This window comes from Pseudonocardia oroxyli (assembly GCF_900102195.1).
Classification (GTDB): domain Bacteria; phylum Actinomycetota; class Actinomycetes; order Mycobacteriales; family Pseudonocardiaceae; genus Pseudonocardia; species Pseudonocardia oroxyli.
In genome coordinates this window covers 1-25,786 of the sequence record NZ_FNBE01000008.1, presented here as the reverse complement: position 1 = coordinate 25,786, position 25,786 = coordinate 1, and the positions used below count along the sequence as shown (strand labels likewise).

27 protein-coding genes are annotated in these 25,786 nt (G+C 74.7%); 12 read left to right on the top strand and 15 right to left on the bottom strand.

Features of this window, described 5'->3' with window-relative positions; genetic code table 11:
- The first annotated feature begins 165 nt into the window (after positions 1-165).
- Positions 166-795 (top strand): PAQR family membrane homeostasis protein TrhA, encoded by a 630-nt coding sequence (trhA, locus tag BLS43_RS13520; RefSeq protein ID WP_093083686.1) that lies wholly within the window; start codon positions 166-168, stop codon positions 793-795.
- A gap of 121 nt (positions 796-916) precedes the next feature.
- Here trhA and BLS43_RS13515 read toward each other — a convergent pair whose 3' ends face one another.
- From BLS43_RS13515 to mca, 4 genes are all read right to left on the bottom strand, one after another.
- Positions 917-1,510 carry a hypothetical protein gene (locus BLS43_RS13515; protein WP_093084232.1) on the bottom strand — a complete coding sequence of 198 codons (594 nt, stop codon included), beginning with the start codon at positions 1,508-1,510 and terminating at the stop codon, positions 917-919.
- A 70-nt stretch (positions 1,511-1,580) separates the two neighbouring features.
- Positions 1,581-3,572 carry a thioredoxin domain-containing protein gene (locus BLS43_RS13510; RefSeq protein WP_093083683.1) on the bottom strand — a complete coding sequence of 664 codons (1,992 nt, stop codon included), beginning with the start codon at positions 3,570-3,572 and terminating at the stop codon, positions 1,581-1,583.
- Positions 3,573-3,595: 23 nt separating this feature from the next.
- Entirely contained in the window at positions 3,596-3,850 is a 255-nt protein-coding gene (locus BLS43_RS13505) for a hypothetical protein (protein ID WP_143030037.1), read from the bottom strand.
- Between the two features lie 10 nt (positions 3,851-3,860).
- Entirely contained in the window at positions 3,861-4,763 is a 903-nt protein-coding gene (mca, locus tag BLS43_RS13500) for a mycothiol conjugate amidase Mca (RefSeq protein WP_093083677.1), read from the bottom strand.
- Positions 4,764-5,086: 323 nt separating this feature from the next.
- Between mca and greA the strand changes: the two genes are divergently transcribed.
- Positions 5,087-5,575, top strand: a complete 489-nt coding sequence (greA, locus tag BLS43_RS13495; RefSeq protein WP_093084229.1) for a transcription elongation factor GreA — start codon at positions 5,087-5,089, stop codon at positions 5,573-5,575.
- Positions 5,576-5,578: 3 nt separating this feature from the next.
- On the opposite strand, the gene ilvA is transcribed toward greA, so the two are convergent.
- Entirely contained in the window at positions 5,579-6,856 is a 1,278-nt protein-coding gene (gene ilvA / locus BLS43_RS13490) for a threonine ammonia-lyase (RefSeq protein ID WP_425438544.1), read from the bottom strand.
- A gap of 95 nt (positions 6,857-6,951) precedes the next feature.
- Here ilvA and BLS43_RS13485 point away from each other — a divergent pair, with 95 nt between their 5' ends.
- A complete protein-coding gene (locus BLS43_RS13485; RefSeq protein WP_093083674.1) occupies positions 6,952-7,188 on the top strand; it encodes a hypothetical protein in 237 nt (78 codons plus the stop codon).
- Between the two features lie 65 nt (positions 7,189-7,253).
- Here the strand turns inward: BLS43_RS13485 and BLS43_RS13480 are convergent, their stop codons facing one another.
- From BLS43_RS13480 to BLS43_RS13465, 4 genes are read right to left on the bottom strand one after another with little or no spacing between them, the layout of a single operon-like run.
- Positions 7,254-8,393 carry a cystathionine gamma-synthase gene (locus tag BLS43_RS13480; RefSeq protein ID WP_093083671.1) on the bottom strand — a complete coding sequence of 380 codons (1,140 nt, stop codon included), beginning with the start codon at positions 8,391-8,393 and terminating at the stop codon, positions 7,254-7,256.
- Positions 8,390-9,343 (bottom strand): endonuclease/exonuclease/phosphatase family protein, encoded by a 954-nt coding sequence (locus BLS43_RS13475; protein WP_093083669.1) that lies wholly within the window; start codon positions 9,341-9,343, stop codon positions 8,390-8,392. Before BLS43_RS13475 ends, BLS43_RS13480 begins: the two co-directional genes overlap by 4 nt.
- Positions 9,344-9,397: 54 nt before the next feature.
- Positions 9,398-10,630 (bottom strand): sensor histidine kinase, encoded by a 1,233-nt coding sequence (locus tag BLS43_RS13470; protein ID WP_245707499.1) that lies wholly within the window; start codon positions 10,628-10,630, stop codon positions 9,398-9,400.
- A complete protein-coding gene (locus BLS43_RS13465; protein ID WP_176921316.1) occupies positions 10,630-11,193 on the bottom strand; it encodes a response regulator transcription factor in 564 nt (187 codons plus the stop codon). The genes BLS43_RS13470 and BLS43_RS13465 overlap by 1 nt, the downstream gene beginning before the upstream one ends.
- 98 nt (positions 11,194-11,291) lie before the next feature.
- Here BLS43_RS13465 and BLS43_RS13460 point away from each other — a divergent pair, with 98 nt between their 5' ends.
- The 3 genes from BLS43_RS13460 to BLS43_RS13450 all read left to right on the top strand — a co-directional run bounded on the left by BLS43_RS13460 (position 11,292) and on the right by BLS43_RS13450 (position 14,826).
- Positions 11,292-12,320: an extracellular solute-binding protein gene (locus BLS43_RS13460; protein WP_093083660.1), complete on the top strand. Its 1,029-nt coding sequence runs from the start codon at positions 11,292-11,294 to the stop codon at positions 12,318-12,320.
- Positions 12,321-12,460: 140 nt separating this feature from the next.
- Entirely contained in the window at positions 12,461-13,807 is a 1,347-nt protein-coding gene (locus tag BLS43_RS13455; RefSeq protein WP_245707477.1) for an ABC transporter permease, read from the top strand.
- On the top strand, positions 13,804-14,826 hold the full coding sequence (locus BLS43_RS13450) for an ABC transporter ATP-binding protein (protein WP_093083658.1): 1,023 nt from the start codon (positions 13,804-13,806) through the stop codon (positions 14,824-14,826). Before BLS43_RS13455 ends, BLS43_RS13450 begins: the two co-directional genes overlap by 4 nt.
- Here the strand turns inward: BLS43_RS13450 and BLS43_RS13445 are convergent.
- Both BLS43_RS13445 and BLS43_RS13440 read right to left on the bottom strand, forming a co-directional pair.
- On the bottom strand, positions 14,792-16,147 hold the full coding sequence (locus tag BLS43_RS13445) for a cystathionine beta-synthase (protein ID WP_093083655.1): 1,356 nt from the start codon (positions 16,145-16,147) through the stop codon (positions 14,792-14,794). The genes BLS43_RS13450 and BLS43_RS13445 overlap by 35 nt on opposite strands.
- Before the next feature lie 40 nt (positions 16,148-16,187).
- Entirely contained in the window at positions 16,188-17,804 is a 1,617-nt protein-coding gene (locus BLS43_RS13440; RefSeq protein ID WP_093083652.1) for an nSTAND1 domain-containing NTPase, read from the bottom strand.
- A 356-nt stretch (positions 17,805-18,160) separates the two neighbouring features.
- On the opposite strand from BLS43_RS13440, the gene shbA reads away from it, so the two are divergent.
- The gene (shbA, locus tag BLS43_RS13435; RefSeq protein WP_245707476.1) at positions 18,161-18,796 is read left to right on the top strand and encodes an RNA polymerase sigma factor ShbA; all 636 of its coding nucleotides are present in this window, start codon (positions 18,161-18,163) and stop codon (positions 18,794-18,796) included.
- A 53-nt stretch (positions 18,797-18,849) separates the two neighbouring features.
- On the opposite strand, the gene BLS43_RS13430 is transcribed toward shbA, so the two are convergent.
- From BLS43_RS13430 to BLS43_RS13420, 3 genes are all read right to left on the bottom strand, one after another.
- Positions 18,850-19,296, bottom strand: a complete 447-nt coding sequence (locus tag BLS43_RS13430; RefSeq protein WP_093083649.1) for a pyridoxamine 5'-phosphate oxidase family protein — start codon at positions 19,294-19,296, stop codon at positions 18,850-18,852.
- Positions 19,297-19,450: 154 nt separating this feature from the next.
- Positions 19,451-20,269, bottom strand: a complete 819-nt coding sequence (locus BLS43_RS13425) for a Bax inhibitor-1/YccA family protein (protein WP_093083646.1) — start codon at positions 20,267-20,269, stop codon at positions 19,451-19,453.
- 100 nt (positions 20,270-20,369) lie between these two features.
- Positions 20,370-20,768 carry a hypothetical protein gene (locus BLS43_RS13420; protein WP_093083642.1) on the bottom strand — a complete coding sequence of 133 codons (399 nt, stop codon included), beginning with the start codon at positions 20,766-20,768 and terminating at the stop codon, positions 20,370-20,372.
- Positions 20,769-20,829: 61 nt separating this feature from the next.
- On the opposite strand from BLS43_RS13420, the gene BLS43_RS13415 reads away from it, so the two are divergent.
- The 4 genes from BLS43_RS13415 (at position 20,830) to BLS43_RS13400 (ending at position 24,119) form a co-directional block, all read left to right on the top strand.
- Positions 20,830-21,291: an NUDIX hydrolase gene (locus BLS43_RS13415; protein WP_245707475.1), complete on the top strand. Its 462-nt coding sequence runs from the start codon at positions 20,830-20,832 to the stop codon at positions 21,289-21,291.
- Between the two features lie 27 nt (positions 21,292-21,318).
- Entirely contained in the window at positions 21,319-21,540 is a 222-nt protein-coding gene (locus BLS43_RS13410) for a hypothetical protein (protein WP_093083638.1), read from the top strand.
- Positions 21,541-21,960: 420 nt separating this feature from the next.
- A complete protein-coding gene (locus BLS43_RS13405) occupies positions 21,961-23,628 on the top strand; it encodes an FAD-binding dehydrogenase (protein WP_093083635.1) in 1,668 nt (555 codons plus the stop codon).
- A 29-nt stretch (positions 23,629-23,657) separates the two neighbouring features.
- On the top strand, positions 23,658-24,119 hold the full coding sequence (locus BLS43_RS13400; RefSeq protein ID WP_093083632.1) for a group II truncated hemoglobin: 462 nt from the start codon (positions 23,658-23,660) through the stop codon (positions 24,117-24,119).
- 112 nt (positions 24,120-24,231) lie between these two features.
- Here BLS43_RS13400 and BLS43_RS13395 read toward each other — a convergent pair whose 3' ends face one another.
- Complete coding sequence (locus tag BLS43_RS13395) at positions 24,232-24,651, bottom strand: GNAT family N-acetyltransferase (protein WP_093083629.1); 420 nt, start codon at positions 24,649-24,651, stop codon at positions 24,232-24,234.
- A gap of 69 nt (positions 24,652-24,720) precedes the next feature.
- Here BLS43_RS13395 and BLS43_RS13390 point away from each other — a divergent pair.
- On the top strand, positions 24,721-25,786 hold a 1,066-nt coding region (locus BLS43_RS13390), incomplete at its 3' end, for a DUF222 domain-containing protein (protein ID WP_176921315.1).

Sequence of the window (25,786 nt, the reverse complement as noted above, 5' to 3'; positions counted from 1 at the left end):
GGTCGAAAGCCTACGCCCGGCGGGCCGGCGCGCTCGTCCCTCCGGCGTGCTTCACCCACCGGCCACCGCGCGGACACGTGAGCGTGTCCGGAGATCCCGTATCCTCGTCGCGTGAGCGCCGGGACCGCGACACCGCCACCGGACGTGCCGTTCGTCAAGCCGCGCATGCGGGGTTGGCTGCATCTGTGGTCGTTCGTGGTCTCGGTCGCGGCCTGCGCCACCCTGATCGCGGTGTCCGCGAGCCTGGTCGGCGGGATCGCGGCGCTGGCCACGTCGGTCTACAGCGTCACGATCCTCGGGCTGTTCGGCACGAGCGCGCTCTACCATCGGCGCACCTGGTCCACCCCGCGCAGCAGGCTGATCATGCGCAGGCTCGACCATTCGATGATCTTCGTGTTCATCGCGGGCACGTACACCCCGGTCGCCCTGCTGGCCATGCCGTGGGAGACCGGGCGCTGGGTGCTGGCCACGGTGTGGGGCGGCGCGCTGCTCGGCGTCGCCCTCAAGGTGGCCTGGCCGCACGCCCCCAAGTGGGTCGGCGTGCCGATCTACCTGGCGCTGGGCTGGGTCGCGGTGTTCGTGCTGCCGGACCTGCTGCGAAACGCCGGCGTCGCGGCGCTGGTGCTGCTGCTCGTCGGCGGCGCGCTCTACACCGTCGGCGCGGTCTTCTACGCCGTGCACTGGCCCAACCCGTGGCCCCGGACCTTCGGCTACCACGAGTTCTTCCACGCGGCCACGGTGCTGGCCGCGGTCTGCCACCAGATCGCGATCTGGTTCGCGTTGTTCACCGGCTGACCTGCGGCGCCGGGCGCGCGGGGGTGTGCACGTTTCGTGCGCTCAGTGCGGGGCGGACCGCACTGAGCGCACGGAACCGGTGATCATGCAGCACTGAGCGCACGAAACGTGCGAAACCCGCTCAGCCCTCCGGGCCCTGCGTGCGCAGCTCGTCCACCTTCGCCATGGCCTCGCGCAGGTCGGCGAGCCAGGTGTCGGCGTTGCGGCCGACGAGGCGGACGGCCCAGGCCAGCGCGTCGGAGCGGCTGCGGGCCACACCCGAGTCGACGAGGGTGTCCAGCACCATCCGCTCGGGCTGGCGGAGCCGGGTCATCACCGGCACGGAGGCCGTGGTGAAGAGCTCCTCGACGTCGCCGATCCGGGCACCCCACGCCACCTTGCGCTGGTAGCGGTGCTCGGCCTGGCGCGCGACCTCGATCCGCGCCTCCCGGGTGTCCTCGCGGAACCGGGCGATCCGGCCGCTCGCCGCGGCCGCCCGCTCGGCGCGGCCCTGGTCGGTGTCCGGGTAGTCGCCCTCCACGGGCGCCAGGTCACCGATGATCACGATCTCCTCGCGGTCCACCGTGACGTCCGGCGCCCCGGTGTACAGGTCGTCCGGCAGCCTGCCGGAGAGCCAGGCCGCCAGGTCGCCGGTGTCCGGCAGGTCCGCCTGCTGCCACCCGCCGCGCGGCCCGCCGCGGGCTCCGCCGCGGCCGCCGTGCCATCCCTTGTGCATCCGTCCGGTCATGTCGCACCTCCCAGATGCTTACGAGATTACACTGCAACGGTGCGCGTCGCGTCCGCTCTCAGCGAAGCAGGCCCGCCAGCTCGTCCGGGCTGGTGACGGGGCGGTCGCAGACGAACCCGCGGCAGACGTACGCAGCCGGGACACCGTCGACGAGCGGCCGGTCCGCCAGCAGCGGGACACCGGGCGCGTCCGGCACCCCCGCGACGACGACAGCGCCGCCGGGGGCCAGCGCGCGAGCCCGCGCCACCAGCTCGGGCACCCCGGGATCGGGCGCCCCGAGCGCGATCGCGACCTGGAGGGGGCCTGCGGCCATCGCCTCGGCGGCGGTGAGCCAGTGGCCCGCGAACCGGGCGTGGCGCGGGAGCAGACCGCCCGCGACGCGCAGCGCCTCCTCGGCGCGGTCGCGGTGTCCGCCGTCGGTGAGGACGGACGCGGTCAGCAACGCGTTCGCCATCGCGGCCGCGCCGCTGGGGGTGGCGTTGTCGGTGATGTCGCGGGGGCGGTGCAGGAGGGCCTCGGCGTCGTCCGCGGTGTCGAACCAGGTGCCGTCCGGGCCCGCGAAGTGCGCGACGGCGAGATCGAGCAGCTCGACGGCGGCGGTGAGCCGGGCGGGGTCGCCGGTGGCCTGGTGCAGGGCGAGCAGGCCTTCGGCGAGGCAGGCGTGGTCGTCGAGCACCCCGGCCGCCGCCCCGACCACGCCGTCTCGGGACGAGCGGCGGAGCCTGCCGTCCACCCGGTGCAGGCCGAGCAGCAGGTCCGCGCACTCGCCTGCGGCCGCGACCCACTCCGGGTGGTCGAGGGCGGCACCCGCCTCGGCGAGGGACTGGACCGCGAGCCCGTTCCACGCCGTCACGACCTTGTCGTCCCGCGCGGGCTGGGGGCGCAGCGAGCGCGCCGCGGCGAGGACCGTGCGGATCCGCTGCCAGCGCTGCGGGTCGTCGGGGTCGCGCCGCAGCTGCAGGGTCGACGAGCCGTGCTCGAACGTGCCCGCCTCGGTGACCTCGAGCAGCTGCGCGGCCCACGTCGCGTCCTCGGGCGTGAGCACCTCCGCGAGCTGGGCCGGGGTCCAGGCGTAGGTCAGGCCCTCGGTCCCGTCCGTGTCCGCGTCCAGCGCCGAGGCGAACCCGCCCTCCGGGGTGCGCAGGTCGCGGAGCAGGAACTCGGCCGTGTCCCGCGCGACGCGGGCGAACAGCGCCGACCCGGTGCGGCGGGCGAGATGGGCGTAGACGCGCAGGAGCAGCGCGTTGTCGTAGAGCATCTTCTCGAAGTGCGGGACGACCCAGCCCGCGTCGACGCTGTAGCGGGCGAAACCGCCGACCAGCTGGTCGTGGATCCCGCCGCGGGCCATCGCCTCCCCCGTGCGGACGACCAGCGCGAGGGCCTGCGCCGAGCCGGTGCGTTCGTGGTGGCGCAGCAGCGCCTCCAGGACCATCGACGGCGGGAACTTGGGCGCGCCACCGAACCCGCCGTGGACGTCGTCGAACTCCCGGGCGAGGGTCGCGACGGCCTCGTCGAGCACCTCCGGCGAGACCGCCGCGGGCGCCGGGAGCTCGACCGAGGCGAGCGAGCGGGCGATCTCCGCGGCCCCGGTGCGGACCCGCTCGCCGTCCCGGGTCCAGGCCGTGGTGACGGCGTCGAGCAGCTGGCGGAAGCCCGGCATGCCGTGCCGCGGGGTCGGCGGGTAGTAGGTGCCGCAGTGGAAGGGCTCGCCCTCGGGGGTGAGGAAGCACGTCATCGGCCAGCCGCCGTGGCCGGTCATGGCCTGGACGGCGGCCATGTAGACGGCGTCGACGTCCGGGCGTTCCTCGCGGTCGACCTTGATCGCCACGAAGTCCCGGTTGACCTGCTCGGCGGTGGCGGCGTCCTCGAACGACTCGTGTGCCATGACGTGACACCAGTGGCAGGCGGCGTAGCCCACCGAGAGCAGGACGGGCACGTCCCGGCGGCGGGCCTCCGCGAACGCCTCCGCCGACCAGGGCTGCCAGTCGATCGGGTTGTCGGCGTGCTGGAGCAGGTACGGGCTGGTCGCCTCGGCGAGCCGGTTGGGCATGGACCCAGGCTAGGAGCGTGCCGCTAGGGCTGCTTCTCCGACTGCTGCTCGGTCGCCTCGGAGTCCTCCGGGGCCTCGTCGAACGACTGCGGGAGCCTGCGGATCCGGCGGGTCATCGACACGATCAACGCGATGGTCGCCACCGCCAGCACCAGGATCACGACGAGCGCGACCGGGGACGCCTTGCCGAACTCCTCGCCCTGGTTGGCCGGGGGTTCGGGGTTCTGGGCGAGCACGGTCGCCACCGTCTCACCCGTGGGGACCAGCTCGACCAGCATGAACCCCAGGCTACCCGGCACGCAGAGCCGGTTCGCGCAGGCCGGCGAACAGGTCGTCCTCCGGGACGGTGGTGGGGACGAGCGAGCGGACGAGCTCGTACTCCTCCCACGGCCAGATCTCGCGCTGGATCTCCATGGGGGTGAAGAACCAGCGGCTCGTCGGGTCGATCTGGGTGGCGTGGGCGCGCAGCGCGTCGTCCCTGCGCTCGAACCAGTCCGCACACTCGACGCGGGTGGTGACCCGCTCGCCGGGGTCCGGCCGGTCGTCGAACCGGGCGATCCACTCGCCCCACGGCGACTCCAGGCCTGCCTTCTTCAGCGCCGCGTCGAACGCCAGGATCCGCGCCCGGGAGAACCCGTGCGAGTAGTAGACCTTCAGCACCTGCCAGGCCGGGCCCGCCTCGGGGAACTGCTCGGGGTCCGCCGCCGCGTCGAGCGCGGCCATCGACACCTCGTGGGTGCGGATGTGGTCGGGGTGCGGGTACCCGCCGTTCTCGTCGTAGGTCACGACGACGTGCGGCCGGAACTCGCGGATGAGCGCCACCAGCGCCGCGGTGGGGCCCTCGAGCGGGGTGAGCGCGAAACAACCCTCGGGCAGCGGCGGCGGCGGGTCGCCCTCCGGCAGGCCGGAGTCGACGTAGCCGAGCCAGCGGTGCTGGACGCCGAGGATCTCGGCCGCCCGGGCCATCTCCGTGCGCCGGATGGCGGCCATGTCGTCGAGCACCTCGGGCCGGTCCATCGCCGGGTTCAGGATGCTCCCGGCCTCGCCCCCGGTACAGGTGACGACCATGACCTCGTGGCCCTCGTCCACGTACCGCGCCGAGGTGGCCGCGCCCTTGCTCGACTCGTCGTCCGGGTGGGCGTGCACGCTCAGGAGCCGCATCGGCTCGTGGTTCGGCTCGCGAGGGGTCATGGGTGAAATCCTTGCAGAACGGTCCGACGGTTTCTCTTCGGTACGGGAAACGCCACAGCCCCCGCGAGGCTTCCCGTACCGCCCCGACCAGCGATTATCACCGGCCGGGGAACTCTGCGACCCACTCGTCCGTTCGTCTGAAGTCCGCGCCGAGCGGTCGGTCCCGTGCTAAGGTCTTCGGCACACGGCTCGCAAGCGGGTCGTGTTTTTCCATACTCGGGGCCGGTTCGTGTCGGCGGCCCAGAAAGTTCCGTGCCCGTGCGTGCCGCCGGGCGCCCCGGACCGCGCCGTGCGGATCCGGTTCCGCTGGAGGAGTGATGACCGTGACGGAGACTCAGGTGACCTGGCTCACCCAGGATGCCTTCGACCGGCTCAAGACGGAGCTGGACGCCCTGATCGCGAACCGTCCGGTCATCGCCGCCGAGATCAACGCCCGCCGCGAGGAGGGCGACCTCAAGGAGAACGGCGGGTACCACGCCGCACGCGAGGAGCAGGGCCAGCAGGAGGCCCGGATCCGTCAGCTCCAGGAGCTGCTGCGCACCGCCCAGGTCGGCACCTCGCCCACCAGCGCGGACCAGGCCGCCCCCGGCACCGTCCTCACGGTGAAGTACGAGGACGACCCGGACACCGAGAAGATGCTGCTCGGCTCGCGCGAGGAGGGCAGCGCGGGCGGCCTGCAGGTCATCTCGCCGAACTCCCCGCTCGGTGCCGCGCTGCTCGGTGCCAAGAAGGGCGAGGAGCGCTCCTACGAGCTGCCCAACGGCGGCTCCATGAAGGTCACGCTCGTCGACATCGAGCCCTTCACCGCGTAGTAGTCAGATCCCCATGTTCTCCGGCGCGCCGGTCACCGCCACGCGGTGACCGGCCGCGCGCAGCGCGTCGACCAGCTCGCGGCAGTGCTCGGGGCCGCGCGTCTCCATGCTCAGCGCCACGTCGACCTCGCCCATCGGCACGGTCGCGTTCACCCGGGTGTGCGCCACATCGACCACGTTGGCGCCGAGCCCGGCCACCTCGGTGAGCAGCGTGGCGAGCGCCCCCGGCCGGTCCCCCACCCGGACCTGCAGGGACAGGTAGCGCGCGGCGGAGGCCATGCCGTTCTGGATGACGTGCAGCAGGACGATCGGGTCGACGTTCCCGCCGGAGAGCACGGCGACGACCGGCGGCTCGTAGCGGCCGGGATCGTCGAGCAGCGCGGCGACCGGGGCCGCGCCCGCGGGCTCGACCAGCATCTTCGCCCGTTCCAGGCTGAAGAGCAGCGCCCGCGACAGCGCGTCCTCGCCGACGGTCACGAACTCGTCCACCAGCGCCTGGACCTGCCGGAACGTGACGTCCCCCGGCCTGCCGACGGCGATGCCGTCCGCGATCGTGCGCATGGCGCCCAACGGGAGCGGCTCGCCCGCCGCGAGGGAGGCGGGCCAGGCCGCGGCGCCCGCCGCCTGCACCCCCACGACCCGGGTCTGCGGTCGACGCGCCTTGACCGCCGCCGCGACCCCGCCCAGCAGGCCACCGCCGCCCGTCGCGACGAGCACGGTGGCCACGTCCGGCACCTGGTCCGAGATCTCGAGCCCCACGGTGCCCTGACCGGCCAGCACGTCCGGATGGTCGAACGGGTGGATCAGCACCGCTCCGGTGCGCTCGGCGTGCGCCAGGGCGGCGACGAGCGCGTCGTCCACGGTGTCCCCCGCGAGCCGGACGGCGGCGCCGTAGCCGCGCGTCGCGTCGACCTTGGGCAGCGCGGCGCCGTTCGGCATGAACACGGTGGCCTCGATGCCCAGCAGCCGGGCCGCGAGCGCCACCCCCTGCGCGTGGTTGCCCGCGCTCGCCGCCACCACCCCGTGGGCCCGCTCGTCCGCGGTGAGCCGGGACAGCCGGGTGTACGCCCCGCGGATCTTGAACGAGCCCGTGCGCTGCAGGTTCTCGCACTTGAACCACACCGGCCCGCCCACCGCCTCGCTGAGCGCGCGGGAGCGGGTGACGGGCGTGGTGCGGGTGACGCCGGCGAGCAGGTCCCGGGCGGCGAGGATCTCGGCGACGCCGACGGGCGCCGCGGGGACGGCGGGCACGGCGGACTCGGCCTCCGGGGACGGACTCACCCCGGCATCGTGCCATCGCAGCGGGTAGCCTCGCAGTGAGCGGGACCGCCCCGAACGGTGATCGACGCGGGCGGCGCGAGAGCAGTGGGGGCGGCATGCGGGTGCGGAGCGCGGTGGGGCTGCGCGCGGTCGTCCCGCTGGCGGCCGCGGCCCTGCTGGGCACGCTCGCGATCGTGACCGTGGACCAGGCGGGGTGCGCCGACCCAGGCCACTACGAGCGGGTCCAGGGCGGCTACCAGCTGGTGGGCGGCTGCTTCGACCCCGCCGACCTGGTGGTTCCGCAGGCCCCGCCGGTGGAGTCCGCCGCGACCTCGGTGCCGGCCCGCGGCTGAGGTCGTGAGTGGTAAGTGGTGCCAGAGCACCACTTACCGCGCACGGGCGCGTCAGCGCACGAACGTCAGCGCACGGCGTCCAGGGCGTGGGTGAGGTCCTCGACCAGGTCCGCCGCGTCCTCGATGCCGACCGAGAGCCGCACGAGGGAGTCCGGGACCTCGAGCGCCGACCCCGCGACCGAGGCGTGGGTCATCTCGCCCGGGTGCTCGATCAGCGACTCCACCCCACCGAGGGACTCGGCGAGGGTGAACAGCTCGGTGCCCGCGCAGACCTTGAGCGCGGCCTCCTTGCCCGCCTTCACCGTGAAGGACACCATCCCGCCGAAGCGGCGCATCTGCCGCGCGGCGATCGCGTGGCCGGGGTGGTCGGGCAGGCCGGGGTAGAGCACGGTCGACACCGCGGGGTGCGCGGCGAGGGCCTGGGCCACCTGCTCGGCGTTGTCGCTGTGCCGCTCCATGCGGACCGCGAGGGTCTTGGCGCCGCGCAGGGTCAGCCAGGCGTCGAAGGGGCCGGGGACCGAGCCCACGGAGTTCTGGGTGAACCGGATCTGCTCGGCCAGCCCGTCGTCGTCCAGGACCAGGGCCCCGCCGACGACATCCGAGTGCCCGCCCACGTACTTGGTCGTGGAGTGCAGCACCACGTCCGCGCCCAGCGCGAGCGGCTGCTGCAGGTACGGCGAGGCGAAGGTGTTGTCGACGACCAGCCGCGCCGCACCCTTGACCTCGGCCAGCGCCGCGATGTCCGCGATGCCGAGCAGCGGGTTGGTGGGGGTCTCGCACCAGATCACCCGGGTCTGCGGGCGCAGCGCGGCCCGCAGCGCGTCGATGTCCGCGAGGTCGACCGTGGAGTAGGTGACCCCCCACTGCGTCAGCACCTTGTCGACGAGCCGGAAGGTGCCCCCGTAGGCGTCGTGCGGGATGACGATGTGGTCCCCGGGCTTGACCAGCACTCGCAGCAGCACGTCCGAGGCGCCCATGCCGGAGCCGAACGCGAACCCGTGCGCGCCGCCCTCGAGGGCGGCCAGACACTCCTGCAGCGCCGTGCGGGTGGGGTTGGCCGAGCGGGAGTACTCGTAGCCGCTGCGCAGCCCGCCGACGCCGTCCTGGGCGAACGTCGAGCTGGCGTGGATGGGGACGATCACCGCGCCCGTGGTCGGGTCGGGTTCCTGACCAGCGTGGATGGCGCGTGTGGAGAAGCCCTTCATCTGGGCGAGGTTAGACCCACGAGCACCGCGCGGTGGTCGGACCCCGGGAGGTCGACGACCTCGTAGCGGGTCGTCACCGACTCGCGCGGGATCAGCACGTGGTCGATCCGGATCCCGGCCCACCGCGGCAACCCCGCGTGGTAGGTGCCGGTCAGGCCCGCGCCCGTGCCCTCGGCGGAGTCCCGCACACCGGACAGGCAGGCCCGGAACGGCCCGTGGTCGAGGGTGGCGTTGAAGTCCCCGGCCACGATCGGGGCGGGCAGGGTCGCCGTCCACCGCCCGATCGAGGCGAGGTCGCGCCGCCACACCCGGGCCTGCCAGCGGGCCATCGGGGCCTGCGGGTGCACGGCGTAGAACGTGCGGTCGCCCAGCAGCCCGCCCCGCGCCCACAGGTGCTGGCGGCGCAGCTCGGGCCCGGAGCCGACCTCCACCTCACCCACCCGTTCGGCGGCGAGGAGGGTGACCGACCAGCCGTCGGGTCTGCCGGGCTCGGTGGACACCCAGGAGCGGTAGCCGAGGCCGTCGAGCAGGGGCATGAGCTTCTCGCGGAAACCCTCGCCGGACTCGGGCAGGCTGACCAGGTCCGGCCGCTCCCGGGCGATCAGCGTGGCCAGGGCCCCCGCGTCCGCGCGGCCGTTCCACACGTTGGCGGCCAGCACCAGCAGGTCGGGCTGCGCGGTGGGGTCCGTCCGCGCGGAGGTGCGGCGGGTCGCCCGGGACACGAGCCCGGCCGCGCCCGCCGCCGCCACCGCCCCGACCGCGACGCCTGCGGGGCGGGTGGTCCGCCGGATGCCGAGCAGGCAGGCGACCAGGGCCGTCGCCCCGACGGTCTGCGGGCGCAGGGCCGCGAGCGCGGTGAAGGGGTGCCACCGGTCCAGACCGACCCGGTCCGGCAGGACGGCGACCGCCGCCCCCGCACCGAGGGCCGCCGCGAGCAGGGTTCTGCGCATGGGCCCGACCGTAGCGACGCCGCCTGAGAGGACGGTGTGGCGTTCCGGACCGCCTCAGACGGGCGCGGGCGCGTGCGCCTCCGGGACCGTGACCGCCACCCGCGCCCCCTCCCCCGGCGCGCTGGTGATGGTCATCCGACCACCGGCGTCCTCGACGGCGCGGCGGACCAGGAGCAGCCCGAGGTGTCCCTCCGCCGGTCCGGCCGCGGGGTCGAAGCCCCGGCCGTCGTCCTCGACCTCGACGACCGCCCAGCCGGGCTCCCCCCGCCCGACCCGCAGCGTGATCCGCTCCGCCCCGCTGTGGGCGACGGCGTTGCGCAGCAGCTCCCCGGCGATCCGGTGCAGCAGGACCGCGGCGTCGGTCCCCATCCGCAGGTCCGGCGCGACCTGCACCTCCGCTCCGAGCCCGGCGCCGAGCCGGGCGAACGCGGCGGGGGCGTCCGCGCCGGTCACCGCGGGCGGGACCAGGTCGGTCAGCACGCTGCGCAGCCGCCGGACGTTGTCCGCGACGACGCCACGGGCGCGGGCGACCAGCGCGGGGTCCGTCTCGGCCAGGTCCAGCATCAGGCCCGCCGACGCGAGGTCGGGGACGACGTCGTCGTGCAGACGCCGCGCCAGGTCGCGGCGGGCGAGCTCGGCGGCGGCCAGCCCGTAGTGCAGCGCGTCCTGCCGCTCGCGGCGGACCCGGTCGACGCCCCGGGCCAGCACCAGCAGCACCACGCCCAGGCCGAACACCCCGACCAGCGCCAGCGGCAGCAGGACCTGCATGGCGTAGCGGATGGTGCCGGAGACGTCCACGGGCACGTACACCTCGAACCGCGCCGGGTTGCCCGCCGCGTCGGTGAAGCCGAGGAACACCTCGCGCAGCGCGCCCGCCCGGTCGATCTCGAAGCGGTGCTCCGCGTCGTCCGGCACCTCCAGGACCACGGCCTCGCCCGCGTCGAGGCGCCGTGCCAGCTCCGGGTCGAAGGGCCTGCTCTCGGTCTCGACGCGGGCCTCGTCGGAGAACACGATCCGCACGTTCGCGCCCTCGACGAGCCAGATCTTGATCCGGAACACCATCCCCGAGCGCAGGAACGGCTCGAGGTCGGCGAGCACGCCCGCACGCAGCCCCGGTTCCCGCAGGTCGCGGTCCTCGAGCGGCACGGCGACCGCCTGCGCCACCTGCCGCGAGACCCGCTCGGCGGTGCGTCCGGCCTCGTCCCGCGCCACGAGCCACACCCCGAGCGTGACGAGCGCGGACACCACCAGGCCGGCGGCGACGACGAGCGCGGCGTGGCGGAGCATCACGACCCGACCGCGATCAGCCCCAGCCGCCCGGCGGTGACGACGGCCTCGAGCTGGGAGTGCGCGCCCAGCTTCCCCATCAGGGCCCGGATGTGGTCGCGGACGGTGTGCAGCGACAGGCCCAGGGCCGTCGCGATGCGCGCCGCGTCCCGGCCGCGCCCGAGCTCGGCGAGGACGTCCAGCTCGCGGGGGGTGAGCCGCGGCGCGCCCGCAGGCCGGTCCGACGCGGGCGGGAGGACGCCGCCCGCCGCCACCGTCCGGATCGCGGCGAGGATCTCGGTGAGCGGCGCGTCCTTGCCGAGCACGCCCGCCACGCCCGCCCGCCGGGCCGCGTGCGGGTGCGCGGTCAACAGGAGCACCGGCTGCAGGGGACCGACCAGGGCGAGCCCGCTCCCGTCCGGCAGCTGGAGGTCGACCACGGCGACGTCGTACGCCACGGTGGCCGCCCGGGCCTCGGCGATCGAGTGCGCGACGCCGGAGCACCGCAGGTCGGAGCAGGCGTCGAGGCCGAGGCGCAGGAGGTCGGTGAAGACGCGGTGATCGTCCACGAGGAACACGTCCACCCCGGCGACCCCCTCAATTCTCGGGAAGGTACTGCGTGTCGCAACAAGGTTAGCCTGCCCTGCGCCGACTTCCGGCAATACCGACGAACAGGACCCCCATGCGCCCACGGATCGGCCTCGCGATCGCCGCCTTCGGCCTCGCCGCACTCACCGCCTGCAGCAGCCCCGCGCAGCAACCCTCGACGGCCGCACCCGCGGGCGAGCGGACCCTCACCGTCTACTCCGGGCGCGACGAGGAGCTGGTCGGCCCGCTGCTCGAGCGCTTCGAGCAGGAGTCCGGGATCCGGGTCGAGGCCCGCTACGGCTCGACCAACGAGATGGCCGCGCAACTCCAGGAGGAGGGCGAGCAGACCCCCGCCCAGGTCTTCCTCTCCCAGGACGCGGGCGCGCTGGGTGTGCTGGCGAACGCGGGCCGGTTCGCCCCGCTGCCCCCGGACGTCACCGGCGCGGTGCCCGCCGACTACACCTCGCGGGACGGCTCGTGGGTCGGGCTGACCGGCCGGGCCCGGGTCGTCGCGTACGACAGCCGGACGGTGACCGCCGAGCAGGCTCCCGGCGACATCCGGACGCTCGTCGAGCCGCAGTGGCGCGGGCGGGTGGCGATCGCGCCCACCAACGCGTCCTTCCAGGCGCACGTCACCGCGCTGCGGGTCACCGAGGGCGAGGACGCCGCCCGCGCCTGGCTGGAGGGCCTGCGCGCCAACGACGTGCAGATCCACCAGAGCAACGGCGCGATCCTGGAGGCCGTGAACTCCGGCGCCGCGGGCATCGGCCTGATCAACCACTACTACTGGACCCGGGCCGAGGGCGACCCCACCGCGCAGCGGGCCCAGCTCAAGTTCGGCGACCCGGGCTCGGTCAGCGCGCTGGTCAACGTCACCGGCGCCGGGATCCTCGGCGGCGCCGCGGGCTCCGCGGAGGCCCTCGAGCTCGTCCGGTACCTGGTCTCGCCCGTCGCGCAGACCTACTTCGCCGAGGAGACCACCGAGTACCCGCTGGTCGCGGGCGCGCCGCAGCCCACGGGCGCGCCCGCGCTCGACCAGCTCGGCGGGCCGGAGCTGAACCTGTCCGACCTGGCGTCGCTGGAGCAGACCGTCGCGCTGATCCAGAGTGTGGGGCTGATCTGAACCGCCCCCTCACCGCGGCGGCCGCGCTCAGCGCGGCCGCCGCCGCCCTCCCGCTCGGGTACCTCCTCGTCCGCGTCGCCGAGGCGGGACCCGAGCGGTTCGCCGCGCTGCTGTTCCGCGCACGCACCGCCGAGCTGGCGGTGAACTCGGCGGTCCTCGTCGCCTGCGTGTCCGCCGGGTGCCTCGTGCTGGGGGTCGCCACCGCGTGGCTGCTCGCGCGCACCCGGCTGCCGCTGCCGGGGCTGTGGTGGGTGCTCGCGTCCCTGCCGCTGGCCGTGCCGTCCTACCTGGTGGCGTTCGCCGTGGTCACGACCTGGCCGGGGACGTCCGGGCTGCTCCCGCTGACCGTGGTGCTCGTCCTCGCCTGTGCGCCGTACGTGACGCTCCCGACCGCCGCCGCGCTGCGCCTGGCCGACACCGGGCTCGAGGACGTGGCCCGCACCCTCGGCCGGGGCCCGGTCCGCACGTTCCTCACCGTGACCCTGCCGCAGGCCCTGCCCGCCGCGCTCGCGGGGACCCTCCTCGCCGCGCTGTACACGCTGTCGGACTTCGGGGCGGTCGCGCTGCTGCGCTACCAGGCCTTCACCTGGGCGGTCCGCGCCGCCTTCGAAGGCACCTACGACCGGATCGGTGCGGCCGTGCTCGCCCTGGTCCTCGCCGTCCTGACCCTGTCCCTCGTCGCCGCCGAACGGGCCGCCCGACGGCGCTGGGTCCGGGGTCGCGCCACGCTCGCGACCCGCACCGTCCCCCCGGTGTCCCTGGGCCGGGCCGCGCCGGTCGCCGCCGTGGGGTTGGCCGTCGTCGCGACCGCCTCGCTCGCCTTCCCGGTCGCGGTGCTCCTCGGGAGGATCGTGCGGGCCGGCGGGGTGGACGTCGACTGGGCCCGGCTCGGCCGGGCCGCCGCGGCGACCCTGGGGTTGAGCGCGGGCGCCGCGGTGCTGGCCGTCGTGCTCGCCCTGCCCGTCGGGACGCTGGCCGCCCGATACCGCGGCCGGCTGGTCGGGGCGATCGAGTCGGTCGCCTACCTCGGGCACGGGCTGCCGGGGATCGTCGTCGGGCTGTCGCTCGTCTCCTTCTCCCTCGCCGCCGTCCCCGGGCTGTACCAGACCGCCCCGGTCCTGGTCTTCGCCTACGCGGTGCTGTTCCTGCCCAAGGCGGTCGGGGCCACCCGGGCCGCGGTCGAGCGGGTCCCGGTGGGGGTCGAGGAGGTCTCCCGGACCCTCGGCCGGTCCGCACCCCGCACCTGGCTGACCGTGACCGCCCGGCAGGCCTGGCCGGGCATCGCCGCGGGCGGGCTGCTCGTGATGGTCACCGCGATGAAGGAGCTCCCGGCCACCGTGATGCTGCGTCCGATCGGCGTCGACACCCTGTCCACGGAGCTGTGGCAGCGCACCGCCGCCGGGTCCTACGGCGCCGCCGCGCCCGCCGCCCTCCTGCTCGTGGTGCTCGCCTGCGTCCCGGCCTTCCTCCTGGCCAGGCCGCGGTGAGCCTCTCCCTCACGGGCCTGCACGCCGGGTACGGGCGCGCGGAGGTGCTGCACGGGATCGATCTGGACGTCGGCCCCGGGGAGCTCGTCTCCGTGCTCGGTGCGAGCGGCAGCGGCAAAACGACCCTGCTGCGGGTGGTCGCGGGGCTGCACCCGGCGACGTCCGGCACGGTGTCGCTGGACGGACGGGACGTGACCCGGCTGCGGCCGGAGAAGCGGCGGATCGGGCTGGTCCCGCAGGAGGGCGCGCTGTTCGGGCACCTGGACGTCGCCCGCAATGTGGAGTACGGGGCGCGCGGCCGGGCCGCGGAGCTGCTGGAGCTGGTCGGGCTCGGCGGGTTCGAGAAGCGGATGCCCCACGAGCTCTCCGGCGGGCAGCGGCAGCGGGTCGCGCTGGCCCGCGCGCTCGCCCCCGGACCGGCCGCCGTGCTGCTCGACGAGCCCTTCGCGGGCCTGGACGCCGCGCTGCGGTCCGAGGTGCGGGCGGACGTCGCCCGGGTCCTGCGGGAGTGCGGCGCCACCGCGGTGCTGATCACCCACGACCAGGACGAGGCCCTGTCGGTCAGCGACCGGGTCGCGGTGCTGCACGCCGGTGTGCTGGTCCAGACCGCGACGCCGCGCGAGCTCTACCGCTCCCCCGCCACGGCCTGGGTGGCGGGCTTCGTCGGCGAGGCGGCGCTGCTGCCCGGGGTGTCCGACGGCCGGTGCGTCCGCACGGTCCTCGGCGACCTGCCGGTGCGGTCCGGGTCGGCGGGCGAGGTGCTCGCGGTGCTGCGCCCGGAGGACCTGCGGCTGGGCGAGGGCGTCCCGGCGACGGTCCGCTCCGTGGACTATCTCGGACACTCGGCGCTGGCCCGGGTCGAGCTGGCGAACGGCACCCGGCTCACCGCCCGCCTCCCCGACGCCCCCGCCCCCGGCACCGCGGTGCAGCTCCGCGTCGCCGAGGCGGTGCACACGGTGCCGCCTCCCTCGGCGAACAGCGAGGTCAGCCCAGGAACGCGAGGACGTCGGAGCGGGTGACGACGCCCGCGGGCTTGCCGTCGACCAGGACCATCGCCGCGTCCGCCTTCGCGAAGGCCTGCATCGCCGTGTCCAGGGGCTCGTTCGCGCCGATCGTCGGGAGCGGCGGGGACATGTGGCCGTCGAGGCGGTCGCTCAGCTTCGCCCGGTTGGTGAACAGCAGGTCCAGGATGTCGCGCTCCACCACCGAGCCCACGACCTCGGCGGCCATGACCGGCGGCTCCGCCTTCACGACCGGCATCTGCGAGACGTGGAACTCCCGCAAGTAGTGCACCGCGTCCGCGACCGTCTCGTTCGGGTGGGCGTGCACGAGGTCCGGCAGCGTGCCGTCCTTGCGGCGCAGCACGTCGCCGACCGTGGCCCCCTCGGTGGGCGGCAGGAAGCCGTAGCTCGCCATCCAGCTGTCGTTGAAGACCTTGCCCAGGTAGCCGCGCCCGCCGTCGGGCAGCAGCACGACGATCACCGAGTCCGCGGGCGCGGTCTCCGCCACCCGCTTGGCCGCGACCACGGCCATCCCGCACGAGCCGCCGACCAACAGCGCCTCCTCGCGGGCGAGCCTGCGGGTCTCGTGGAAGGAGTCGGCGTCCGACACCGCGATGATGTCGTCGCACACGGTCTTGTCGTAGGCGTCCGGCCAGAAGTCCTCGCCCACGCCCTCGACCAGGTACGGGCGTCCGGTGCCGCCGGAGTACACCGAGCCCTCCGGGTCCGCCCCGATGATCTTCACCCGGCCACCGGACACGTCCTTGAGGTAGTTGCCCGTGCCGGAGATGGTGCCGCCGGTGCCGATCCCGGCCACGAAGTGCGTGACCCTGCCCTCGGTGGCCTCCCAGATCTCCGGGCCCGTGGTCGCGTAGTGCGACGCGGGACCCTCCGGGTTGGCGTACTGGTTGGGCTTCCAGGCGCCCTCGATCTCGCGCACCAGCCGGTCGGAGGTCTGGTAGTAGGAGTCCGGGTGGTCGGGGTCCACCGCCGTCGGGCAGACGACGACCTCGGCGCCGAACGCCTTGAGCACGTTCCGCTTGTCCTCGCCCACCTTGTCCGGGCACACGAACACGCAGCGGTAGCCGCGCCGCTGCGCGATCATGGCCAGCCCGATCCCGGTGTTGCCCGAGGTGGGCTCCACGATCGTGCCGCCCGGTCGCAGCTCGCCCGAGGCCTCCGCCGCGTCGATCATCCGCAGGGCGATGCGGTCCTTCACGCTGCCGCCCGGGTTCAGGTACTCCACCTTGGCCAGGACCAGCGGGCCGGACGTCGACGATCCCAGCTTGACCAGCGGGGTGCCACCGACGAGGTCCGAGATGTGCTCGGCATAGCGCATGACCGCATCGTTCCACGTCGCCGCCCGCGCCGGGCCACCCCTATCCCGGCCCCACCAGCACGCCGACCAGCACGACGAGCGTCAGGACCAGGGCCGCCGCCAGCACCCCGACCGCGATCCGCAGCGCCCGGAGCTGCCCCGTCTCCCGGCGGTCGCCCTGCGCCCGGCTGCCGTCGACCAGTTCGCGCTCCATCGGGTAGAGCTCGGCGGCGCGCCCGGGGTCGGCGACGAACGCCGTCGCCTCCGCCAGCCTGCGCCCGCGCAGCAGCGATCCCGGGTCCCGCCCGGTGTGGTACCAGACCCACGTCGCCTCACTGATCATCGACCGTGCGGGGTGGCGGGCGCGGTCGTCGGCGATCCAGCCCGCCAGCCTGCCCCAGCTCCGGAGGACGACGTCGTGGGCGATCTCGAGGGCCTCGGCGTCCGTGGTGAGGACTCGGCCCGCGACCAGCACCGCGGCCACCGACGCGAGGGCGTCCCCCGGCGGCTGCCCGTAGGTCAGCGCGAGCCGGCGGACCCGCCGCCTGCCCGCGTCCGCGGCGCCGTGGCTGCCCGGCGCCCGCACCGTCCGCAGCAGCAGCGGACGCACGAGGGCGGCCCCCTCGCCGACCGCCGCGTAGGCCCGCTCCGCCATCCGTTCGGCGGCGCCGCGCAGGCCGCCGGAGGCACGCAGGTGCGCGATCGTGACCGTCGGGCTGCCGTCGGCCACGGCCCGGTCCCAGGTCGCGGCCAGCGCCTCCGCCAGCAGCGGCAGGGCGCCGGGGGGCGAGCTCGCCGCCTCGGGCGCGATCTCCAGCTCGGCGAGCAGCAGGTCCGCGAGCCCGTCGGCGGGCGGGAAGCCCGCCGCCGCGGCGGGCCCGGTCATGATCGCCCGCAGGTTCTCCGCGGACGGCCCGCGCAGCCGCACGACCCCGGGCGCGGAGACGTCGGCCCCCAGGTCGGCGAGGGCGTCCTCGCGGATGCCCAGCAGCACCCGCGGTCCGCCGCGGGGCCCGCCGTCGAGCAGGCCGCGCAGGGTGGCGCGCAGCTCGGCGTCGAGGAGGGTGTGCACGTCGTCGACCAGCAGGTGGGCGGCCGGGCCCGCCAGCGCGCGGGCCAGCCTGCCCGCGGGGTCGGGCCCCGGGCCCAGCTCGGCGACCGCGTCGAGCTCCGGGAGCACGCCAGCGCGCAGCAGCGAGGTGACCCCGACCCCGGACGGCCCCGTCACCACGACCGTCCCACCCGGCGGTGTCGCCTGCAGCAGGCGGAGCACCTCGGCGGTCTCGGCGTCGCGGCCCCGCAGGTCCCGCTCGACCGGGGCCGCCCCCGGGTACGGGCGCAGGTCCGGCGAGGGTCGGGTGGCGGCGGTGCCCGCCCGGGTCAGCGCCGCCTGCCAGCGCACGCGATCGGGGTCGGCGGGGGCCAGGCCCAACGCGGTCAGCACGATCTCGAGCCGCGCGGCCGACGGGAGGGTCCGACCCTGGACGTAGTCCCGGATGGTCGTGAACGGCAGCTGCGGCACCCCGGTCTCGACGCCGGCGTCGGACGACGCGACCGTGCGCCGGGCGAGGGCCCGAAAACTGAGCCCCGCGGCCGACTTCATCCGGCCGAGCTCGGCGGCGAAACCCGCCCGGTCGACGGCCCGGTCGGGATCGGCGGGGGCCTCGCCGTCGTGCATGTCGACCCTCCCCGTCCCGATCCTCGCGAGCGGAGGATAGGACGATCGACCACGGCCGTGCGTCGTGTGGCACTGGTGCCGGACGTGGGCCCCGCCGGGTGTACGACGTTGTACGAGTGCGCTGCGGGAGCCCGTTCACCGAGCACGAGTCACCACCGTTCGGGCTACGTTTGGCCCCCAGACTGCGGGGGGCGTGGAGGGCACGCCAGGCCACCCGCCGCTCCCCGGCTCACCCCGACCGCTTTCCGCACCGGTCCAAAACGGGCCGTACCGAGCACCCGCGGCGCCCACCACCGCCGGGCGCCGCGGGCCCCACTCCCCACGTGCCCGCGACCGTCGAGGAGGAGCGAGCACGCGTGCGAGGCGGCAGTCCCCGCGACCCCGGGGAGGCGACCCCCGAGCTGTCTCCGGCCGAGACCGCCCGCGCCGAACTCGACGCGGAGCTCACCGCCCTCGCCCGACGCGCGGCGGACGGCGACCGGCCCGCCCTCGACCGCCTGCTGCGGGCCGCGACGCCGCTGCTGGTCCGCTACTGCCGGGGCAGGCTGGGACACCGCGCGCCGGGGCTGTCGACGCCCGAGGACGTGGCCCAGGACGTCCTGCTGGCGGTGTGCACCGCCCTGCCCCGCTACCGCGACCTGGAGACGCCGTTCATGGCGTTCGCCTACGGGATCGCGCGCAACAAGGTCGCGGACGCCTACCGGGCCGCGGCCCGGGACCGGTCGGACCCGTCCGACGAGCTGCCCGAGGGCACCGACACCGCGACCGGCCCGGAGGCGTCGGCCGTCGGGTCCGCGGAGCTGCGCGAGCTGCTGGCGCTGGTGGACCGGTTGCCGCCGCAACAGCGGGACATCGTGGTGCTGCGCGTGCTGGGCCAGCTGTCCGCCGAGGAGACGGCGGTCGCGGTCGGCTCGACGCCCGGCGCGATCCGGGTGGCGCAACACCGCGCGCTGGGCAAGCTGCGCGGCTGGCTGAACTCGGAGAGCGAGTGACCGGGCGAGGTGGGGGTGGTGCGATCGGCCCGCGGAGGGACGGGCCGATCGCCTCACTCCCGTTCGACGCGCACGACCCCGCCGGTCGGCGTCCACGACTCGACGACGAGGAGCGTCGCCGTGTCGTTCAGCCGGGTCACCACCAGCTCGGTGACGTCCGCGCGGTAGGCGTCCGCCTCGTCCGACGGGGTGGAGGTGAGGACGGCCCGGCCCGCGACCTTCGCGTCCCCCTCCCACTCCGCCTCGTTCTCCGGCGGGTCGTAGGTCGCGCTGTGCAGGGCGAACCGCGGGTCGCGGCGCAGGTCGGCGCCCTTGCGCGCGGCCGGCATCGAGCCGAAGGTCAGCTCGCCGTCCGCGAAGGCGCACTCGATGCCCGAGATCCGCGGTGCCCCGTCGGCGCGCAGGGTCGCGATGGTCTTGTGTCGGTGCGCCTCGAACAGCGCCCGCGCCCGCGCGGCCAGCTCGGGGGCCTGCTTCTCGACCTCGCTCCAGGACGACATGGGCCCATCCTGCACCCGAACCCCGACAGGACCGGGCAAGGTCTCCACGACAGGTCCCCGCGGCGGGTCCACCCACGACAGAACGGCGCCGCGGACCGGGGTCCGCGGCGCCGTCCCGACCGGGTGGAGGGGGTGACCCGGCCGTGTCCGTGGGCTACTCCGAGCGCAGGTAGCTGAGCAGGCGGAGGATCTCGATGTAGAGCCAGACCAGGGTGGTCATCAGGCCGAAGGCGATGTACCAGGCGAACTTCGCCGGCGCGCCCTCCTTGACGGCCCGGTCGGCCATGTCGAAGTCCAGCATCAGGCTGAACGCGGCGACGCCGATGCAGACGATGCTGAACAGGTACGCCAGCGGCGACCCGTCCCGCAGGCCGAGCCCGCCGGTGGTGAAGAACGAGGCCAGCAGGTTGACCACCATCAGGATGACGACGCCGATCGAGGCGCCCATCAGCCACTTGGTGAACTTCGGGGTGACCTTGACGGCGCCCGTCTTGTAGACGATGAGCATGCCGACGAACACCCCGGCCGTGCCGACGATCGCCTGGAAGCCGATCCCCTGGAAGTTCGTGCCGGAGAACTCGAGCGCACCGGTGAGCGCGCCGAGCGCGACCCCCATCGACGCCGAGTAGAGCAGGACGAGCGCGGGGTTGCTGGACTGCTTGAAGATCACGATCAGCGACACGATGAAGCCGACGATGATCGCGGGGAGGGCCAGGACGAACAGGCCCGACCAGGCCGTCAGGATCCCGGCGACCAGCGCGGTGCCCGCCGTGATGGCGGTCTTGATCACCACGTCGTCGTGGGTCAACGCGCGCTCGCCCTGCGCCCGGGTGCCGAACTCGGCCCCCGTGGCCTGCTGGTCGGCGTAGGCGGCGGCCCCGCCCATCATCCCGGCCTGAGAGCCGAAGCCTGCGTATCCGCCCCGCCCCTGCTGGGGCAGCCTGCGGAACGCCGGGTTGCTGCTGGTGCGCACCGGTTCCTCCTTGTCGCGTTACCCAGTCAACGTGGGTGGGAGCGGGGTGGTTCCCACTCCGGGTAAAACAGACTTTACCGACGCCCGGGCACGGTGGCGATCAGGCCGCACGCGGTGGTTCCTCGACCGGCACCCCGGCCTCTTCGAGGGCAGCCTCCGTCTGCAGCCGCGCGAAGGCACGCTCCCGTTCGGGCAGGTCCCCCAGCCGGACGTGCTCGAGGCCGGTGGCGCGGCACAGGTCGGCGAGCACGTCGTCGTAGGCGGCCTGGACCGCCACCCGCCGGACCCGACTGGTCGGTGCGCTGCAGCGCACCTCTCGACGGAGCCGGTGCAGGTCGGCGACGAGGCGTTCGTACGGCCGGTGCTGCGGCGCAGGCGGGTGGCGGCGGGCCGCGAGCCGTTCGGGCAGGTCCAGGAGCAGCGGTCCGCACCGCACCACGGCCCACAGGAAGAGGGTGGGTGCGGCGGCGATGGCGACGTACTCCAGCACGCCCGACACCCCGTCGACGGTACCGAGATCCGCAGGTCAGGGGGGATCTTGCGCCGGTTAGGGTCGTCCGGTGAGCCTGCGCCGCGTCGTCCGTCCCGCCGCCTACGTCGTCTGCGTCCGCGCGGGTCGGGTCCTGCTCGCCCGCTGGACGGGTCCGCGCGGTCCGGAGTGGACGCTGCCCGGCGGCGGCCTGGACCACGGCGAGGACCCGCGGGACGCCGCCGTCCGCGAGGTCGAGGAGGAGACCGGCTACACCGTCGCGCTCGACCGGCTCCTGACCGTCGACAGCGTGCACTTCCCGGACGCGAACTGGGGCCGCGACGAGCGCATCGACCTGCAGGGCATCCGGATCGTCTACGCCGGACACGTCACGGGCGGCACCCTGCGGCACGAGATCGGCGGGAGCACGGACCGGGCGGAGTGGTTCGACCGCGCCGAGGTCTCCACCCTGCCCCGGGTGTCGCTGGTCGACATCGGCCTCGCAGCGGCGGACGCCGCGGATCCGGGAGCGCACGCGGCCCGCGCGCGCTAGGCCGGGAGATGCCCTAGGTTGCGCCCCATGTGGGCGTTCTTCAGCAAGCGGCTGCGTCTGTGGCTGATCCTGGCAATCGGCGTGCCGCTCGGCGGCTGGGCCCTGGGCAAGACGGCGGACCTCATCGAACGCAGGCGGGGCCCGAACCAGCTGACCCGGTCGATGCGCCAGGCCCGCGGCTGGCTGCAGCGCCGCTCCCGCGGCCCCCTGGCCTCCCGGCTCACCGAGAAGGACCGCCCGGCGCGGTGACCGGGTGACGTGATCGGGTGCGGCGGCCGAACCGGCCGCCGCACCCCCGCAGCGCGTGCCCGCTCCCCAGCGACACGCGGTGTATCCGGTAGTTCGACGGCTAAGCAAAACTCGTTACGCGGACGGCACGGATGATCACGCGAGGTCGTCACAAGTGATGAAGATCGGCTTTCCGGCCCTCGCGGTTCCCCCGCCCGGGCTAGGGCACTCCTGACGCTTGGGCGTCCCAAGCGTTGCTCAGTGACGCTTGGGCGTCCCAAGCGTCACGGGCCGATGATGCTGTTGACGCTTGGGCGTCCCAAGCGTCAGTCGCTGGTGCTTGGGCGTCCCAAGCGTCACTCCATGGTGCTTGGGCGCCCCACGCGTCACGGGCGGAATGTCGGGATTGCCGCCGCGGGTCCGGCGGGCCAGGGTGGGAGCATGAACGCCGACGTCATCGTGGTCGGCGCCGGGCTCGCGGGCCTGGTCGCCACCGCCGAGCTGGCCGCCGCCGGGCGCCGGGTGATCCTGGTCGACCAGGAGCCCGAGGCCACCCTCGGAGGCCAGGCGTGGTGGTCGTTCGGCGGGCTGTTCCTCGTGGACTCCCCCGAGCAGCGCCGGATGGGCGTCAAGGACTCCGCCGACCTGGCGCTGCAGGACTGGCTGGGCAGCGCACAGTTCGACCGCGGTGTGGACGATCCGGCGGGCGAGGACTTCTGGGCCCGCCAGTGGGCCACCGCCTACGTGGACTTCGCCGCGGGTGAGAAGCGGGCGTGGCTGCACGGGATGGGCGTCCGGTGGTTCCCGATCGTCGGCTGGGCCGAACGCGGCGGGTACCTGGCGGACGGGCACGGGAACTCGGTCCCCCGCTTCCACGTCACGTGGGGCACCGGCCCGGGGCTCGTCGCCCCGTTCGCGGCGAGGGTGCGAGACGCCGTGCGGACCGGGCTCGTGGAGCTGCGCTTCCGCCACCGAGTGGACGCGCTGACCAGCGCGGACGGGGTCGTCACCGGGGTCTCCGGCACGGTCCTCGAGCCGTCGTCCGCGGCCCGCGGCGAGGCGAGCTCGCGGACCGCGGTCGGCACGTTCGAGCTCGCCGCACAGGCGGTCGTCGTCACCTCCGGCGGGATCGGCGCCGACCACGACCTGGTCCGCGCGAACTGGCCCGCGCGGCTGGGCACCCCACCCGCGGAGATGGTCACCGGGGTCCCGGCGCACGTCGACGGGCGCATGCTCGGCATCGCGGAGTCGGCGGGCGCGCGGCTGGTCAACCGGGACCGCATGTGGCACTACGTCGAGGGCGTCCAGAACCACTCGCCCGTCTGGGCGGGGCACGGGATCCGGATCCTGCCGGGGCCGTCGTCGATCTGGCTCGACGCGACCGGGCGGCGCCTGCCCGCTCCCTACCTGCCGGGTTTCGACACGCTCGGCACGCTGGCCCACCTGCGCACCACCGGTCACGACCACTCGTGGTTCATCCTGACCCAGAAGATCATCGAGAAGGAGTTCGCGCTCTCCGGCTCGGAGCAGAACCCCGACCTCACCGGCAAGGACCTCCGGCTCACGCTCGGCCGGATCCGGCCCGGCGCCCCCGGTCCCGTGCAGGCGTTCATGGACCGCGGCGCGGACTTCGTGGTCGCCCCCACCCTGTCCGAGCTCGTCGCCGGGATGAACAAGCTGACCTCCTCGCCGCTGCTCGACGCGGCGGACGTCGAGCGCCAGATCGTCGCCCGGGACCGGGAGCTGGCCCACCCGTTCACCAAGGACGCCCAGGTCATGGCGATCCACAACGCCCGCCGCTACCGCGGCGACCGGCTCGCCCGCACCGCCGCCCCGCACCGGATCCTCGATCCCGCGGCCGGACCGCTGATCGGGGTGAAGCTGCACGTCCTCACCCGCAAGACCCTCGGCGGGCTGCAGACCGACCTGTCCGGGCAGGTGCGCGGGGCGTCCGGCGAACCGGTCCCGGGACTCTTCGCCGCGGGCGAGGTCGCGGGCTTCGGCGGCGGCGGGGTCCACGGCTACCGCTCGTTGGAGGGCACCTTCCTCGGCGGCTGCCTGTTCAGCGGTCGACAGGCGGGCCGGGCCGCCGCCCGGGCGACCGCCTGAAGCTCGCCTTCCTGATTACAGTCTTACAGATGGCAGATCCGACGCTCCACGAATGGGCGGGCGGCGATGCCGCGTTCCGCCGCCTGATCGACGCGTTCTACGACCGGGTGGAGGCCGACGACCTGCTCGGCCCCCTGTTCCCCGGTGGCGTCTCCGAGCCCCACCGCGCCCACGTGACCGTGTGGTGGATCGAGGTGTTCGGCGGCGCTGCGGGCTACACGGAGCAACGCGGCGGGTACGAGACCATGCTGGCCCACCATCGCGACCTCGGCCTGACCGCGGAGCAGTGGTTCCGCTTCGCCTCCCTGATGAGCCTCGCGGCGGACGACGCGGGTCTGCCGAGCGACCCGGAGTTCCGGGCGGCCTTCGTCGGCTACGTCGAGTGGGGCACCCGGCTCGCGCTGGCGAACTCGCAACCCGGCGCCGAGCTCGTCGAGCACGCGCCCGTGCCGCGATGGGGCTGGGGCGTCGCGCCGCCCTATCAGCCCTGACCAGGCCTCGACGTCCCGCACGCGGTGCCCGTCGATGACACGGGCCGCGAGCGGCGACTGCGCAGGGAGCACGGCCGAGGGGTCGCCGCGCACGTGCTCGAGGAGGGCCCGGCTACCCCGGCCCGACCTCTCTGCGGAGGTGGAGCAGCGGGAAGGGCCTGCCCTCGCCGTCGAGCTCCGAGCGTCCCACGGGGACGAACCCGCGCGCCGCGTAGAAGGCCCGGCCGGACGGGTTCTGCTCGTTCACGTCGACGTGCGTCGCGGACGTCGTGGCGAGCAGGGCGGTCCCGACGCCGCGTCCGTGCACCTCCGGATCCACGAACAGGGCCTCGATCCGGTCCTCGTAGGTGGCGATCCAGCCGACCGGCCCCGGGTCGCGGGCCACCAGGATCTCCAGCGGGATCGCCCTGACCTCCGCCTCCAGCGCGTCCACGTCGGCCGGAGTGAGGAAAGGGTGGGTCGCCTCGACGGCGCGGCGCCAGATCCGCACGACCGCGTCGCGGTCCTCGGGGCGGGCGGGGCGGATCTCCATGTGTGGAGCGTGCCAGGAGTGATCGTCACGGTCGCCGGAATTGTCGGTGCTCGAATGTATGTTCGATCCATGGAGTCGACGGGCGCCCTGCCTGCGGATCTGGCCCACCTGGCGCCGGGTCCGCGGTTGGGTGCGCTGTTGGCCGAGCTCGATCCGGCCGGGCTGGAGGGGGCGGACCGGTTGACCGTCCTGGAGGCGTGGCAGCGGCAGGAGGCGCACGCACGGGCAGGGCTGTACCGGTGGATGGCCGCGGTCGGCTCGGCACCGGGTGCCGCGCCGGAGTGGGCGGAGGAGATCCGTGCGGCGCTGTCCTGGACGCGGCGGGCGGCGGACCGCCGCACCGACGAGGCGTGTGCGCTGGTCACGGAGTTGCCGGCGGTGTGGGCGGCGCTGGAGGCCGGGTTGGTCGACGCGCATCGGGCGGTCGTGTTCGTCGACCACCTCGCCGGTCTGCCCGCGGCCCAGGCGGAGCGGATCTGCGGGATGGTGGTGCCGTGGGCCGAGCGGCGCACCACCTCGGAGATCGCCCGCCGGTTGCGCCGGCTCGTGATGGAGATCGACCCCGAGCATTTCGAGCGCCGCTTCCGCAAGGCCCACGCCGAGCGGTCGGTGTGGGCGTGGGTGGGTCAGGACGGCACGGCCACGATCTCGGCGGGCGGCCTGGCGCCGGAGTCGGCGGACGCCGCCGTGGCCCGCATCGATCGCCTCGCCCGCCGGGTGCGCGCCGCCGGTCATCCGGGCACGGTGGGTCGGATCCGCGCGGACGTCTTCGTCGGCCTTCTCGACGGCACCCTCCACGGCCTCGACGAGGACGCGATCGCGCAGGTCCTGCTCGCCGCGGCCGCGGAACCGGCGCAGTCGGATTCGGCACGCTCGAAATCGGCACGCTCGGAGCGGGCCGGAGCGGAGCGGTCAGAACCGAGCCCCTCCGCACCTGCCGCGTCCACCGCGTCCACCGCGTCGCACTCCGAACCAGCGCGGTCCCACCCTGCCCCGTCCGAACCTGCCCAGTCCGAACCTGCCCAGTCCGAACCTGCCCCGTCCGGGCCGACACAGTCCGGGCCGACACAGTCCGGGCCGACACAGTCCGGGCCGACACAGTCCGGGCCGACACAGTCCGGGCCGACACAGTCCG